We start from the raw sequence: 13,914 nt of genomic DNA, 5'->3' as shown, positions 1-13,914 counted from the left end.
TGGTGAATCTCCCTGTCAAAGGAATGTCGCGATGTTTTTACCAAGGAATCGAGCGGGTGCCGTTCTTTTGGCGTCGTTGGCGTTTGCGCCCGGCTATGCAATTTCCGCCGCGCAGGGGTGGGGCAAAGTCAACATGCACGGCGCCATTATCGACACCGCCTGCGCCATTGCTGCCGGCAGCCGCGATCAGACGATCGATATGGACACTATTCCTCTCGGACAGATCATTCGTGACGGCCAGGGGATGACCAAACCTTTCAGTATCGAATTGGTCAATTGCATTTTGGAACGGCCGGAAAACAAGCCTGACTGGAAATTCTTTCAGGTCACGTTTGATGGTTATGCGGAAGGTGCTCTGTTTGGCGTACAGGGCGATGCGCGCGGCGTTGCCTTGGAGATAAAAGACAGCAGCGGCACGGCGGTTATTCCAGGGAAACCTTTGCCGATGGAGGGAATAATACCGGGAAACCGAGTGCTGAATTATTCCATGACGTTGATGCCGAATCACCAGCCGTTGAAGGTGGGAGCGTATTTTTCCACAGTGCGTTTTAAGCTGGATTATTTTTGATTTTTTCTCGTACTGACGGTTAATTCGTTATTGAAAGGACTTTATTATGCTTTCACCGGCAGGGAAGTTATTTCGTCTTCAGGCCTTGGGGCTTTGCGTTGCCCTTTCTCTGGGAAATCCAATCGCGTTGGTCTATGCCGCCGACGTGATTCAATTCAATACCGACGTATTGGACATCAACGATCGTAAAAATATCGATCTGAGCCAATTTACGCGCAGCGGCTACATCATGCCGGGCGTTTATACCATGGTGGTGCACGTCAATAAGAACGATCTGCCGGAACAGCCGGTAACGTTTATGGCGCCCGAGAACGATCCAAAAGGCAGCGAAGCCTGTCTTTCGCCGGAATTGGTCAACCAACTGGGGCTGAAAGAAAAACTGTTAAGCACGCTGAATTGGACGCACGGCGGCCGTTGCCTTGACGCTTCCAGTCTGGCGGGGATGGAAGCCCGCGGCGATCTTGCCAGCTCCTCACTGTATCTGAACATTCCTCAGGCCTATCTGGAATACAGCTCGGAAAACTGGGACCCGCCTTCGCGCTGGGATGACGGTATTCCCGGGCTGCTGTTTGACTATAACGTCAACGCCCAAACGCAAAAGCATCAGAAAGGCGGCAGCAGTTACAGCCTGAGCGGCAACGGTACCGGTGGCGCCAACCTGGGCGCCTGGCGTCTGCGCGCCGACTGGCAGGCCAACCTCAACCATCAGACCGGTTCTTCTCAGTCGACCGATAAACAGTTCGACTGGAGCCGCTATTACGCCTACCGGGCGATCCCGGCGCTGCGTTCGCGGCTGACGATGGGTGAGGATTACCTGAACTCCGACATTTTCGACAGCCTGCGCTTTACCGGCGTCAGTCTGCGATCCGACGACAGCATGTTGCCGCCCAACCTGCGCGGCTATGCGCCGGAAGTGACCGGCGTGGCGAAAACCAACGCCAAGGTGGTGGTCAGCCAGCAGGGGCGCGTGCTGTATGAAACGCAGGTAGCGGCGGGGCCGTTCCGCATTCAGGACATCAACGATGCGGTTTCCGGCGAGCTGGACGTGCGTGTCGAAGAGCAAGACGGCAGCGTGCAGGAGTTCAAGATGAACACCGCCAACATTCCTTATCTGACGCGGCCGGGTACGGTGCGTTACAAGCTGGCGACGGGCAAACCGTCAGAGTGGGGGCACCATCTGCGCGGGCCGATGTTCGGCACCGGCGAGTTCTCCTGGGGGATCAGCAACGGCTGGTCGCTGTACGGCGGGGGCATCGCCGGCGGCGATTACAACGCGCTGTCGCTGGGGATCGGGCGCGATCTGATGGCGCTGGGGGCGCTGTCGTTCGATGCCACGCAGTCGCGTGCGCGTTTGCCGCAGGATGGCACGCTGACCGGCGGTTCGTACCGGCTGAGCTATTCGAAGAACTTCGATGAATACGACAGCCAGGTCACCTTTGCCGGTTACCGCTTCTCCCAGGAAGATTTCATGAGCATGGGGGACTACCTGGATGCGCGTTACGAAGGGGGGCGCAGCGGCAAGAGCAAGGAGATGTACACCATCACCTTCAACAAGCAGTTCCGCGAACTGGGGCTGAGCACCTATCTCAACTACAGCCACCAAACCTACTGGGATCGGGCGCCGAACGATCGTTACAACCTGATGGTATCGCGCTACTTCGACATCGGCGATTTCAAGAACGTCAGCGTGTCGCTGTCGGCCTATCGCAACCGTTATAACGAGCGCAACGACGACGGGATGTATCTGTCGCTGTCGCTGCCCTGGGGCAGTGCAGGCACGCTCAGTTACAACATGACGCTCGATCGCGAAGAGAACGCTCACCGGGTCGGGTACTACAACCGGGTCGATGAACACAACAACTATCAGATCAGCGCCGGCGCCGCACGCAGCGGAGCGACGGCCAGCGGTTATTACAGCCATCAGGGCGACATGGCGCAGATCAACGCCAACGCCAGCTACCAGGCCGGCCGCTACAGCGCCGTCGGCATCGGTGCGCAGGGCGGCCTGACGATGGCGGCGGAAGGGGCGGTGCTGCACCGCGTCAACACGCCGGGCGGGACGCGCTTGCTGCTCGATACCGAAGGCGTCGCCGGTGTGCCGGTGCGCGGCTACGGCAGTACGGTGCTGACCAACCGTTACGGCAAGGCGGTGGTGGCGGATGTAAACAGCTACTACCGCAACAAGGCCAGCATCGATCTCAACAGCCTGAGCGACAACGTCGAGGCGACGCGTTCCGTGGTGCAGGCCACGTTGACCGAGGGGGCCATCGGCTACCGCAAGTTTGAAGTGATTGCCGGTGAGAAGGCGATGGCGATCGTCAAGCTGGCGGACGGCAGCGAGCCGCCGTTTGGTGCCACGGTGCTGAATGCCCGCAAACAGGAGACCGGCATCATCAATGACGGCGGCAGCGTTTACCTGTCCGGCCTTAACCCCGGCGAGCGCATGAGCGTGCACTGGAACGGCGCGGCGCAGTGTGAAATTCAGCTGCCGTCGCCGCTGCCGGCCGAAATGTTGATGAACACGTTGCTGCTGCCTTGCCGTCCTCTTGCCGGCAGCAAGCCGGCGGCTGACGCCAACTGACATACACCCGGCGGAGCCCGCTCCGCCTCTAAACCGCCGGAGCGGGCTCGTCCGCTTCCGGCCGACTGGAACCGTGAAGACATGATGAATCTGACTATGACCAGAAAGACCGTTTTCCTTGTGGGCCCGCTCGCCGCCGCGTTGACGATCGGCGCGGTCAGCCTGCCCGCTCATGCGGCTATCGCGCTGGATCGCACGCGCGTGATTTTCGACGGCGACCTGAAAACGGTCAGTCTCAACATCAGTAACCAGAACAAACAGTTGCCGTATCTGGCGCAGGGATGGATCGAAGACGATCGCGGCAACAAAATCCAAAGCCCTTTCACCGTGCTGCCGCCGGTGCAACGGGTGGAGCCGGGCAAACCGAGCCAGGTGAAGATCCAGTCGCTGCCGGCCGCGCGTCAGCTGCCGCAGGACAGGGAGACGCTGTATTACTTCAACCTGCGCGAGATCCCGCCGCGCAGCAATAAGCCGAACACGCTGCAGATAGCGCTGCAGACGCGCATCAAAATGTTTTATCGCCCGGCGGCGCTCGCCCCGAAAAAGAACGCCGCACCGTGGCAGGAGCAGCTGACGCTGACCCGGCAGGGCGACAAGTACGTGGTGAACAACCCGACCCCTTATTACGTGACGATCGTTGAGGCGAGCGCCGGCAAGGGCGGAAAAGGAGCGGCGGGCTTTGAACCGCTGATGGTGGCGCCGAAGGCCAGTGCCCCGCTGAACGTCTCCGCCGCGAGCCTCGGCAACGGCCCGTCGCTGGCATACATCAACGATTACGGTGGGCGGCCGCAGTTGAACTTCCGCTGCGCCGGCAATGCCTGCCAGGTCGCGCCGGTCGCCAAATGACGATCCGCGCGCAAGCAGGGAAGACAGAGTGAATACAGCGGAGTGAACGAATCATGCAACGAAAGATCCCCATGCTGTTGGGAAAGGCCTATGAACGTCATCAGCGACGCACTATCGGCCTGACGGTATTGGCCGCGCTGATGGTACCGCTGACGGCAGGCACGATGCTGATGCTGATGCCGCCGGCCCGCGCGGTGGACAACTGGGACGTGGAGGGCGCGAACGGCACGCTCCACGTCTACGGCGCGTTGACGGAAAGCGCCTGCAGTCTGGAAATGACCACCGCTCGTCAGGAAGTGTGGCTGGGGGAGACGGGGACGGCGCACTTCCAGCGCCCGGGCGATCGCGGCACGCCGGTGGCGTTCGAGCTGACGCTGAAAGACTGTCTGCGGGCGCCAGCGAGCAACCGCGACGCCTGGACCGGGGTTCTGGCCTGGAGCGGCAGTCAACCTGCGGTGTCCGTGGCGTTTGCCGCGCCTGCGGATGACGACGCGCCGGGTTTGGTCAGGGTAGCCGGCGTCACCGGCTTGGGGCTGCAGTTGGCGGATGCCAGCGGCCTGCCGGTGCGCCTCGGCGCGCGTAACAAACCGATCTTGCTGACGCCGGGGCAAAACACCCTGACGTATACGGTGACGCCGGTGCGAACCCCGGCGACGCTGAGCGCCGGCGCCTACCGTGCGGCGATCGATTTCCGCCTTTATTACGACTAATACGCCGCTTGCGTCGGACCGGCGCAAGCACAACCAAAGGGAGTGGCGACATGCGCGCGACAGAGACGAACCGGCGCCGGAGCGCGCTGTTGGGGGCAGGCATGGTCATGGCGGCCGGCATGATGGCGCCGCCGGCGACTGCGGCGGAAAACATGCGCTTTCACGGTACGCTGGTAGCCGAGCCGTGCGTCATTCAGCCGGGAGATGAGGATATCCAACTGGATTTCGGCACCATCGTCGACAAATACCTGTATCTGAACACCCGCACCCATAGCCAAAGCTTCGCGTTGCACCTGACCGAGTGCGATCTCAGCCTGGGCAATACGGTGGCCATCACGTTTACCGGCACCGAGAACGCTAAGCTGCCCGGCCTGTTGGCGCTGGATGCCGGCAGCCTGGCCTCGGGGATCGGCATCGGGCTGGAGGACAGCACCGGCAAGGCGCTGCCGCTCAATCGCGCCAGCGATAAATTCCGCCTGAATGCCGGTAACACCACGCTCACGCTGCAGGCCTATGTGCAGGGGGAGCCGGAGGCCATCCAATCGAAGTCCATCGGCCGCGGCACCTTCAGCGCGGTGGCCACTTTTACGTTGGAATACGAATAAGCGTCTACAAGGACAAAAAACGCAATGATGATAAAGCCCCTCAATCGCGCCCTGCGCATGGGCCTGCTGTGCCTGTTGGCGTTGAGCGCCGCCGCCTGTCAAAACCAAAAGTCGGGCAAGCCGGCTGTGAACACCAAAAATCAGGCTGTGCAAGCTCCGTCAGAAGAGGCTTTGCGCAAGCAGCGTGAGGCCGAGCAGCTGCAGCAGTGCCAGGAGCAACTGGGTGCATTGCGCACGATCGACGAGAAACAATATCAGCGCTATAAACAGGCCTTCGACAGCCTGATGAGCGGCGCTTCGCAGTACGCCAACTTGCGCGCACGGGTAAACGGCGACACGCAGGAGACGGTGGATGCGCTGTATCGCTACAAGGTCAACTATCTGTGCGCCGGGGTGAATCAGGCGGTGTTGACCGGCTTGGCGGATCGCGGGGAGCAGGTTAAATGAGGCTGCGCCTGCTGGGCTGTGCGGCTCTGCTGTTCACCGGCGTCGCGCAGGCGGACGACGGCGTGCCGGCGCTGCTGCAGTTTGCCGAGCAGTATCAACGGCAGAACACCGCGCCGGCGAGCGAAAACGCGGCGCCCGCCGACCGCGGGGCGGGGCAAAAAAAGCGTGAGCCGGCAAAGCGTCCGTCGGATACCCACCAGCCGGCTTCCCCGGCCAAAGCTTTTACGCTGAGCCAGGAATTATTGGCGCGTGACCAACAGCTGGCGCGCCAGCGAATGGAACTGACGGTGTTGCGCCAGGAACTCGCCGCGCTGCGGGCGGAGAAAGCGGCACCACCCGTCGCGACGTTGCCCGATTCGTCAACGCTGCAGCAGTGGATCGCCGGGCTGGGCGCCGCCTGGCGCGGCTCGCCCGATGCGCAGCGCGCCGAGGCGCTGCTGCGGCAGGCGACGCAGGAAACCGCCAAAACCAAAGCGACGGCGATGCAGGCCGAACGGCGCGTCACCGAGCTGGAGTCCGCTGCGCAGGCATCGGCACAGACGCTTGCACAACGCCAGCGCGAGCACCAGGAGGAACTGCACACTCTGCGTACCGCGCTGGAGGCGAGTGAGCAGAAGCGGGCCGATGAGCAGAAAGTGACCCAGCAGGCGCGCGAAGCGCTGTTGGCGCTGCATAAGCGGCTGCAATGGGAGGTGACGCCGGAGCAGTTGAAGGATGAACGCAAGCGTTTGTCCTATGCGGCGGGCAGTGCGCTGGGGCGGGATATTCAGGGGGTAGTGACGGAGCGTCAAAGCTGGGGCGTACCGGTGGACCGCGACAGCCTGTTGGCGGGCGTCATCGATAGCGTGTCGGGGCGTTTGCAGCTGCCGCCGGATGAACTGAATACGCTGACGGCGCAGGCGGATGCCGCCGCCATGGCCGCGCGTGAGAAACGCGTTAACGAACAGCGGCGGCGTGATGAAGATTATCTGGCGCAGTTCAGTCAACAAAAGGGCGTAAAGCAGTCGGCGATGGGCTTTTGGTATCGGGTGGATTACGCCGGAGAGGGCGCGCTGGCGCCAACGGCGGTGGTCGATGTGGTCGTGAAGGAGAAATTGACCGACGGCACGGTGATCCAGGATATGGAACTGAGCGGCAAGGTGCTGTCGCAACCGCTGTCCGAGTATCCGCCGCTGTTCAGGGAGGCGATAAGCCATCTGCATAACCACGGTTCGCTGACGATGGTCGTGCCACCGGCGCTGGCCTACGGCGAAACCGGCTACCCGCCGAAAGTGCCACCTAACGCCACCATGATTTATGAATTACGCATCGACAACAGTCAGGCTCCGACAAAGGGGGCCCAGGCGGTTAAACGGGAAGCCGGAACGGCGGGAGGGCAGGGATGAACACCATGATAAAAATCGCGCTATTTGATGAAAACCGTTACTTCAGCGCCGGTTGGCAGGAGGCCCTGGCGCTGCATTTCAGCACTTACGGCAAGCGCACGCTGTTACTGGATGCGCAGCAGATTCACGAAGCCGATCTGGTGTTCTGCTATTTTCCTCCTGGCGTACAAAGCTGCTTTTGTCACTTCTTTGAGGCGCAGGCCGCAGGGCGTAAAACGCTGTATTTCTCGTTGCGAACGCCGGAGGGGCGGCATAAACGCACCGTCGGCACCCGATGCTCGCTGGAGGCCGGCGTCATTTACCACGATACGCCGCTGGTATCGGCATTGTATCAGGTGAGCGCCGAACTGGAGCGGCGCAGCAAATGGCCGGGCAGGCCGGGTTGTGGCATGAACTGCGTATGCCAGCACCGAGGCCTGACGCTGCGGGAACAGGAGATCATGCGCTGCATGACGCGGGAGATGGGGGTGACGCAAATTGCACGGATGCTGGACATCAGCGTGAAAACCGTCAGCAATCACAAGATGAGCGTTATGCGCAAGATGGGATTCCGGCGTAATGCCGAACTTTACGGTTGGCTGCGGCACAGCGCCCGTCCCGGCGCCGTGGGGGCTCGAGCCGGCATTCAGCCGGGCGTTGCGGCAGGGAAAGAGCGGCATTGAAACGGCGCCGGCCAGATCGGAACGGCCGGCGCCTTTAGTGATTCGCCGTGGCGGTCAATTGCAGGCAACGACCTTGATCGCCAGCCCGCCCTGTGAGGTTTCGCGGTATTTGGCGTTCATGTCTTTGCCGGTTTCGTACATGGTTTCGATCACCTTATCCAGACAAACTCGCGGTTCGCTGGTGCGGCGCATCGCCATGCGCGCGGCGTTGACCGCCTTGACGGCGGAAATGGCGTTGCGTTCGATGCAGGGCACCTGAACCTGGCCGGCGAGCGGATCGCAGGTCAGCCCCAAATGGTGCTCCATGGCGATCTCCGCCGCGATGCACACCTGCGCCGGGCTGCCGCCCAGCAGCTCGGTCAACCCGGCCGCCGCCATCGAACAGGCTACGCCCACTTCCCCCTGACAACCCACTTCGGCGCCGGAGATCGAGGCGTTCATCTTGTACAGCGCGCCAATCACCCCGGACGCCAGGAAGTAGCGGGTGTAGGAATTGGCGTTTACCGGACGGATGAACTTGTCGTAGTAAGCCAGCACCGCAGGGATGATGCCGCAGGCGCCGTTGGTCGGCGCGGTGACCACGCGGCCACCGGCGGCGTTCTCTTCGTTGACGGCCAACGCGAACATGTTGATCCAATCGACCACGTTCATCGGATCGATATTGTTCTTGTCGCCGGTCACCAGAATGCGGCGCAGCGCGGCGGCGCGGCGCGGCACTTTCATCGGGCCGGGCAGCAAGCCTTCGGTGTTGATGCCGCGTTCGATACCGGCGCTCATCACCTGCCAGACGTCGGCGAAGTGCGCGTCGATATCCGCCTTGCTGCGCAGCGCCAGCTCGTTCTGCATCACCAGGCCGGACAACGATAGCCCGGTGTCTTTGCAATGCTGCTGCAGATCGTGCGCCGATTTGAACGGGTAGGGCACCGGCGTGGCGCCTTCGGCGGACTGGCCGAAGTGCTCTTCGTCGACGATGAAACCGCCACCGATCGAGTAATAGGTTTTGCTGTGCAGCAGGCGTTCACCGGCGAAGGCGCGGATGCGCATGCCGTTTTCGTGCAGCGGCAGGTTGTCGCTGTGGAAATTCATGCCGCCGTGCAGCGGAAAATCCACCTCGTGGTGGCCGTTGGCCAGCGACAGGCGGCCGCGCTGTTCGACGTCGCGGATAAAGCCCGGAATGCTGTCGATGTCCACGTCGTGCGGCAGGTTGCCGGCCAGGCCCATGATGATGGCGATATCGGTGTGGTGGCCTTTACCGGTCAACGACAGCGAACCGTACACGTCGACCACCACGCGGGTGGTGTCCTGCAGCTGCTGGTGGGCGATCAGATCGTCGACGAACTGTTTGCCGGCTTTCATCGGGCCAACGGTGTGGGAACTGGATGGGCCGATGCCAATTTTGAAAATATCGAAAACGCTGACCATGGTCTCGCCTCCTTCTTCAGGTTTCAGGCGGTGAATACGGGAAATGGGGGAGTGCGGGAGGGCCGGCGCGCAGCGGCGCCGGCCGGACGTGATTAGCCGAGCAGGCTGAACACGATAGCAGAGATGGCGATCAGACCCATCACAACCACGAACACGTTGCTGATGTGGCCGCTGTACTTGCGCATGGCAGGCACTTTACGGATGGCATACATCGGCATCAGGAACAGCAGCATGGCGATGATTGGGCCGCCCAGGGTTTCGATCATGCCCAGGATGCTTGGGTTCAGGGTGGCGACGATCCAGGTGGTCACCAGCATGAAAATCGCGGTCATGCGGTTCAGCTTGGCGGTGCTGACGGTTTTGCCGCGGCTCTTCATCGACTTGGCAACCAGGCCGTTGAAGCCTTCACGCGCGCCCAGGTAGTGGCCCAGGAACGATTTGGTGATGGCGACGAAGGCGATAACCGGCGCGATGTACGCGATCATCGGGTTGTTAAAGTGGTTAGCCAGGTAAGACAGAATCGAGATGTTCTGCGCCTTGGCTTCCGCCAGGTTTTCCGGCGTCAGGCTCAGCACGCAGCTGAACACGAAGAACATCACGGTCAGCACCATCATGATGTGTGCATAAGCCAGAATGCGGGAGCACTTCTTCTCGGCGTCTGCGCCGTACTCTTCGCGTTTGGCGACGGCGAAGGCGGAGATGATCGGCGAGTGGTTGAAGGAGAACACCATTACCGGGATCGCCAGCCACAGGGTCATGATCAGGCCGTGGCCCATGCCGGTACCGCTGCCGGACAGCGACACGTTTTCGAAGATGGCGCCGGTCCAGTTAGGGATCAGATACACCGCCAGCAGCATCAGCACCGCGACGAACGGGAAGACCAGGATGCTCATGGTTTTCACGATGGCCTGCTCACCGAAGCGCACGATGGTCATCAGGCCGACGATCAGGATCAGCGACAGGATGGCGCGCGGTGGCGACGTCATGCCCAACTGGTGGGTGATGAAGCTGTCGACGGTGTTGGTGATCGCCACGCTGTAAACCAGCAGAATCGGGTAGATGGCGAAGAAGTACAGCAGGGTAATCAGCTTACCGGCGGTGATGCCGAAGTGCTCTTCTACCACGGCGGTGATGTCTTCACCGGGATTTTTGCCGGACAGAACGAAACGGCACAGGCCGCGGTGGGCAAAGAAGGTCATCGGGAAAGCGATGATGGCCATGATGATCAGAGGAATCAAACCGCCGATACCGGCGTTGATTGGCAAGAACAGGACGCCTGCGCCGATGGCGGTGCCGTACAGGCCCAACATCCACATGGTATCCGTTTTACGCCAGGTACTGCTGGAGCCCGAGGCCGCAGAGGCAATTGTGCCGGTCTGTGTAGTGTCCATAAATATCTCCGAAGTGAACACGAATTTAAAATTAAAAGGCAAAACTTAAGGTTAAACCGTCAAACGTCCTATTCAGGCAACGCTTGCGGTAAGAATCAGGTGTTGCTTGCGGGGATGTTTTGGTGTCCCCCTGGTTGTTTATTGCGTTCATTACCAAGGCACAGCGCCGGGTAATTCACTAAAGACTTTTCACCGTCACGGGTGATAAAAGTCGTTACCGCTGCCGACAGGTCTTTGCCTGTCGATTTTTGTTGGCGGCAAGATAACGATTTACAGTAGAAACAACCGTGATCCTGCTCTCAAATGCGCAATATGTGCAGTTATCCGCTTTTTTATCGATTTTTCGCGCATTTGTTGCACATTTGTGTAAGATTTTGTGCTGAGAACGCTCTCATAAAGATTTCTGCGATTATGCGGTTTGTACAATAATTAGCCGGATAAAGCGCTGTGCTCAGCAGCAAGCCGAGCAATATATTTTATGCGTGGTTTTGGATCTAGCGAAAAACCCGGATTAAGCAGTTTTAGTGACGTAGATCACATTGTATTTTTAAGTAAAATTCAATTCATCTATTTGTTTTTAATGGTTTTTGATTAAAAATCACCGCTAATAACGAGGGGAAATTACTTACGTGGTTAGCGGATAAAAATGCGTAACCATTCATCATATAAATAACAGATAACTAACAGGTATTGGCGAGATTTGCTGCAATCGCGTAAACCGCCGTTTATTTAAACATCCCGGCCTTTGGCGCGATTTATCATATAAAAGCCATAAATAGTCGTTAATTCACGCTGCCGACAGCCGGTTTAGCCTGCGAGAAAATAATCACTCGGGTGACCTGTTGCATTTTATTAACCTGATGTTGCGTGCGGATAAGCGAAAAACGCGAATCGATTGCGCATTATTTGTTCATTTTCGGGCGAGGAAAGAAGGGGATTGCAACGGTGCGCCGTCGGTTTCGACGGCGCAGAAGGCGGATTAATAGCGGGTAGCGATGGCGTTGTCGTTGAAGAACGCCATGAAGTCGGCGTCCGGTTGGCGGTCGCTGATCACCCGATCGAACTGCGTCAGGGGGCCGATGCAGGCCGGTTTGGTTTTGCCGAACTTGCTGTGGTCTGCCACCAGGATCTTTTGCTGCGCCATCGCCATGGCGCGATGCTTCATCTCCAGCTCGTCGAAGTTGAAGCAGGTGGCGCCGTGCTGCAGGCTGAGGCCGGCGGCGGAGATAAAGGCGATGTTCGGGCAGATGTGATCGAGCTCGTTACGGCCGCTGACGCTGGAAAAGATGTAGTTGTTCGGCTTGAACTCACCGCCGCACAGGACCACCTTGCAGTTAGGTTTGTCCTGCAGCGCCAGGAAGGTGTTCAGCGAATGACAGACGGCGGTGAAGGTCAGCTCGTCGGCGATGGCGTCGATGATCGCCGGGGTAGTGGTGCCGCAGTCGAAAAACACCGTGTCGTTTTCATTGATCAACGGGGCCGCCAGCAGGCCGATACGCCGTTTCTCCGTCACCTGCTTGGCTTTTTGATCGGAAACGAAGTAGTTGGTCACGCCGTTGCTGCGCGGATCGGTCACCACATAGCCGCCGAGCAGCACCACCGCCGCCGGTTCGGCGCTCAGATCGCGGCGAATGGTCATCTCCGAGACCCCCAGCAGCACGGCGGCTTCTTTCAGGTGGATCTTGTCAGCGCGTTTTAACGCCTGAACTAGCCGGTTGATACGTTCTTCGCGCCGCGTTTCCATAGGTCCGTCTTCCCACAGGTAGTAGAGGTAAAAGGGCGTGCCGGCGTGTCCGGCGCTAAACACAACAATGCGGGGCAATATCGGGCCGCCTTGGCCGCCCGTATTGTCCCGCATCGGAGTGTATTGGCTGTGCCCGTCAGGGCATGCCGACGATCAGTAGCTGCCCGCCGCCGGCTGGGCGCCGGAAACGATGGCGACGCCGGAGCTGGTGCCGATACGCGTGGCGCCGGCGTTGATCATCTTCTCGGCGGTGGCGCGATCGCGCACGGCGCCGGAAGCTTTCACGCCCATTTCGCTGCCCACGGTCTCGCGCATCAGTTTGACGTGCTCTTCCCGAGCGCCGCCGGTGCTGAAGCCGGTGGAGGTTTTCACGAAGGCCACATCGAGTTCGCGACACATTTCACAAACCTGGACGATCTGCGCATCGCTGAGCAGGCAGGTTTCCAATATTACCTTCAACGGGATCGCCGCGCAAACCTCGCGCACGGCGGCGATGTCGGCTTTCACTTCGTCCAACAGGCCGCTTTTCAACCAGCCGACGTTGATCACCATATCGATCTCTTGTGCGCCGGCGGCGATTGCCGCTTTGGCTTCAAAGGCTTTGGCGACGGTCAGGCCGGCACCCAGCGGGAAACCGATCACCGAGCAGACTTTTACGGTGCTTTCTTGCAGCAGCTGGGCTGCCAGCGGCACGTAGCCGGAGTTGACGCATACCGCATAGAAGTTGTGCTGCTGCGCTTCTTCGCACAGTTTGGCGATCTGCAGTTCGGTGGCGTCCATCGCCAGCAGGGTGTGGTCAACATAGCTGGCGTAATCGATGGTTTCGGTGGTCATCGCGATTCCTTAGTGAGGTTAAGACAGTAAGCGGGATGGGTAATGTGAAAATAATAACATTCAGATGCCGATAAACCTAGTGATGTTTAAAAAATGTCGATCCGATCGTCGCTATCAGGCTGTTATAGGTATAACTTAAAGGCGTTTCATTTGTTATTTAAATAACATTTAAGGGCTCGCGGCCTGCGCGGGCGCAACGTCGAGGGAAAAAAGATGAAGATCAACATCGATCTGGCTCCTGAAGCTTTCGGGGCGCATCGGCAGGAACTGTTCCGCAATGCGGATTTCGCGGTGAGCACGCATCGCTGCACAGAACGCGGGCCGATGCTGACGTTGGCGAATCATCGTGGCGCACTGACGGTTTTACCGTATCAGGGCCTCGCGATCTGGGACGCCGAGTTTGACGGTTATTCGCTGAAGTCGGGCCGCCGCAGCGTAAAGGGCGCCGGAAGAAAGCGCGCTGACGATGCCGCGTTCTGCCCTGCCTGGCCGAATCAGGACGGTGAGCCGCTGCAGATGCAACGCGTGTGGCTCCAACTGGCGGGCGATGAGCTGACGTTGCACGGCGAGGGGGAGCGGGCGGGTGGGCGTTGGCGCATCGGCCCGGCGCTGCGTCTGGCGGCGCAGAGCGCACAGTTCGCCATTGAGATGACGGTCACCAACCTGGCCGAGCGGCCGCAGCCGCTGCGCTATGTGTGTCGCCTCAACTACGGCTGCAT

At 59.9% G+C, this 13,914-nt stretch carries 12 protein-coding genes and 1 pseudogene; 9 read left to right on the top strand and 4 right to left on the bottom strand.

The window, feature by feature from the left end; translation table 11 throughout:
• Positions 1-31: 31 nt before the first annotated feature.
• The 8 genes from EKL15_RS23285 (at position 32) to EKL15_RS23250 (ending at position 7,804) form a co-directional block, all read left to right on the top strand.
• Positions 32-568, top strand: a complete 537-nt coding sequence (locus tag EKL15_RS23285) for a fimbrial protein (RefSeq protein ID WP_060421578.1) — start codon at positions 32-34, stop codon at positions 566-568.
• Positions 569-614: 46 nt separating this feature from the next.
• Complete coding sequence (locus EKL15_RS23280) at positions 615-3,149, top strand: outer membrane usher protein (RefSeq protein WP_072271031.1); 2,535 nt, start codon at positions 615-617, stop codon at positions 3,147-3,149.
• Between the two features lie 81 nt (positions 3,150-3,230).
• Positions 3,231-3,995, top strand: coding sequence for a fimbria/pilus periplasmic chaperone (locus EKL15_RS23275; protein ID WP_169318197.1), 765 nt, complete (start codon positions 3,231-3,233; stop codon positions 3,993-3,995).
• A gap of 71 nt (positions 3,996-4,066) precedes the next feature.
• Positions 4,067-4,705 carry a fimbrial protein gene (locus EKL15_RS23270; RefSeq protein WP_063989367.1) on the top strand — a complete coding sequence of 213 codons (639 nt, stop codon included), beginning with the start codon at positions 4,067-4,069 and terminating at the stop codon, positions 4,703-4,705.
• Between the two features lie 50 nt (positions 4,706-4,755).
• Complete coding sequence (locus EKL15_RS23265) at positions 4,756-5,310, top strand: fimbrial protein (protein ID WP_060440319.1); 555 nt, start codon at positions 4,756-4,758, stop codon at positions 5,308-5,310.
• Between the two features lie 24 nt (positions 5,311-5,334).
• Positions 5,335-5,757, top strand: coding sequence for a hypothetical protein (locus tag EKL15_RS23260; RefSeq protein WP_060435266.1), 423 nt, complete (start codon positions 5,335-5,337; stop codon positions 5,755-5,757).
• A complete protein-coding gene (locus EKL15_RS23255) occupies positions 5,754-7,142 on the top strand; it encodes an FKBP-type peptidyl-prolyl cis-trans isomerase N-terminal domain-containing protein (RefSeq protein ID WP_203090446.1) in 1,389 nt (462 codons plus the stop codon). The genes EKL15_RS23260 and EKL15_RS23255 overlap by 4 nt, the downstream gene beginning before the upstream one ends.
• Complete coding sequence (locus tag EKL15_RS23250) at positions 7,139-7,804, top strand: helix-turn-helix transcriptional regulator (RefSeq protein ID WP_084826512.1); 666 nt, start codon at positions 7,139-7,141, stop codon at positions 7,802-7,804. The genes EKL15_RS23255 and EKL15_RS23250 overlap by 4 nt, the downstream gene beginning before the upstream one ends.
• Before the next feature lie 54 nt (positions 7,805-7,858).
• Here EKL15_RS23250 and EKL15_RS23245 read toward each other — a convergent pair whose 3' ends face one another.
• The 4 genes from EKL15_RS23245 to deoC form a co-directional block, all read right to left on the bottom strand.
• Positions 7,859-9,226 (bottom strand): L-serine ammonia-lyase, encoded by a 1,368-nt coding sequence (locus EKL15_RS23245; RefSeq protein ID WP_110611607.1) that lies wholly within the window; start codon positions 9,224-9,226, stop codon positions 7,859-7,861.
• 92 nt (positions 9,227-9,318) lie between these two features.
• On the bottom strand, positions 9,319-10,617 hold the full coding sequence (locus EKL15_RS23240) for an HAAAP family serine/threonine permease (RefSeq protein WP_038881129.1): 1,299 nt from the start codon (positions 10,615-10,617) through the stop codon (positions 9,319-9,321).
• A 979-nt stretch (positions 10,618-11,596) separates the two neighbouring features.
• Complete coding sequence (deoR, locus tag EKL15_RS23235; RefSeq protein ID WP_060421601.1) at positions 11,597-12,361, bottom strand: DNA-binding transcriptional repressor DeoR; 765 nt, start codon at positions 12,359-12,361, stop codon at positions 11,597-11,599.
• 153 nt (positions 12,362-12,514) lie between these two features.
• The gene (deoC, locus tag EKL15_RS23230; protein WP_038881133.1) at positions 12,515-13,195 is read right to left on the bottom strand and encodes a deoxyribose-phosphate aldolase; all 681 of its coding nucleotides are present in this window, start codon (positions 13,193-13,195) and stop codon (positions 12,515-12,517) included.
• A 213-nt stretch (positions 13,196-13,408) separates the two neighbouring features.
• On the opposite strand from deoC, the pseudogene EKL15_RS23225 reads away from it, so the two are divergent.
• A pseudogene (locus tag EKL15_RS23225) lies at positions 13,409-13,914 on the top strand (hypothetical protein); the annotation flags it as partial.

The organism is Serratia sp. 4542 (assembly GCF_016805595.1).
In the GTDB taxonomy this organism is placed as follows: Bacteria; Pseudomonadota; Gammaproteobacteria; order Enterobacterales; family Enterobacteriaceae; genus Serratia; species Serratia nevei.
This window is presented reverse-complemented; position numbering and strand designations above follow the sequence as displayed.

What these genes read in the sequence shown, in the direction of transcription:
- EKL15_RS23285 (WP_060421578.1), top strand. Translation starts at nt 32, where the DNA reads ATGTTTTTACCAAGGAATCGAGCGGGTGCCGTTCTTTTGGCGTCGTTG.
- EKL15_RS23280 (WP_072271031.1), top strand. Translation starts at nt 615, where the DNA reads ATGCTTTCACCGGCAGGGAAGTTATTTCGTCTTCAGGCCTTGGGGCTT.
- EKL15_RS23275 (WP_169318197.1), top strand. Translation starts at nt 3,231, where the DNA reads ATGATGAATCTGACTATGACCAGAAAGACCGTTTTCCTTGTGGGCCCG.
- EKL15_RS23270 (WP_063989367.1), top strand. Translation starts at nt 4,067, where the DNA reads ATGCTGTTGGGAAAGGCCTATGAACGTCATCAGCGACGCACTATCGGC.
- EKL15_RS23265 (WP_060440319.1), top strand. Translation starts at nt 4,756, where the DNA reads ATGCGCGCGACAGAGACGAACCGGCGCCGGAGCGCGCTGTTGGGGGCA.
- EKL15_RS23260 (WP_060435266.1), top strand. Translation starts at nt 5,335, where the DNA reads ATGATGATAAAGCCCCTCAATCGCGCCCTGCGCATGGGCCTGCTGTGC.
- EKL15_RS23255 (WP_203090446.1), top strand. Translation starts at nt 5,754, where the DNA reads ATGAGGCTGCGCCTGCTGGGCTGTGCGGCTCTGCTGTTCACCGGCGTC.
- EKL15_RS23250 (WP_084826512.1), top strand. Translation starts at nt 7,139, where the DNA reads ATGAACACCATGATAAAAATCGCGCTATTTGATGAAAACCGTTACTTC.
- EKL15_RS23245 (WP_110611607.1), bottom strand. Translation starts at nt 9,226, where the DNA reads ATGGTCAGCGTTTTCGATATTTTCAAAATTGGCATCGGCCCATCCAGT.
- EKL15_RS23240 (WP_038881129.1), bottom strand. Translation starts at nt 10,617, where the DNA reads ATGGACACTACACAGACCGGCACAATTGCCTCTGCGGCCTCGGGCTCC.
- deoR (WP_060421601.1), bottom strand. Translation starts at nt 12,361, where the DNA reads ATGGAAACGCGGCGCGAAGAACGTATCAACCGGCTAGTTCAGGCGTTA.
- deoC (WP_038881133.1), bottom strand. Translation starts at nt 13,195, where the DNA reads ATGACCACCGAAACCATCGATTACGCCAGCTATGTTGACCACACCCTG.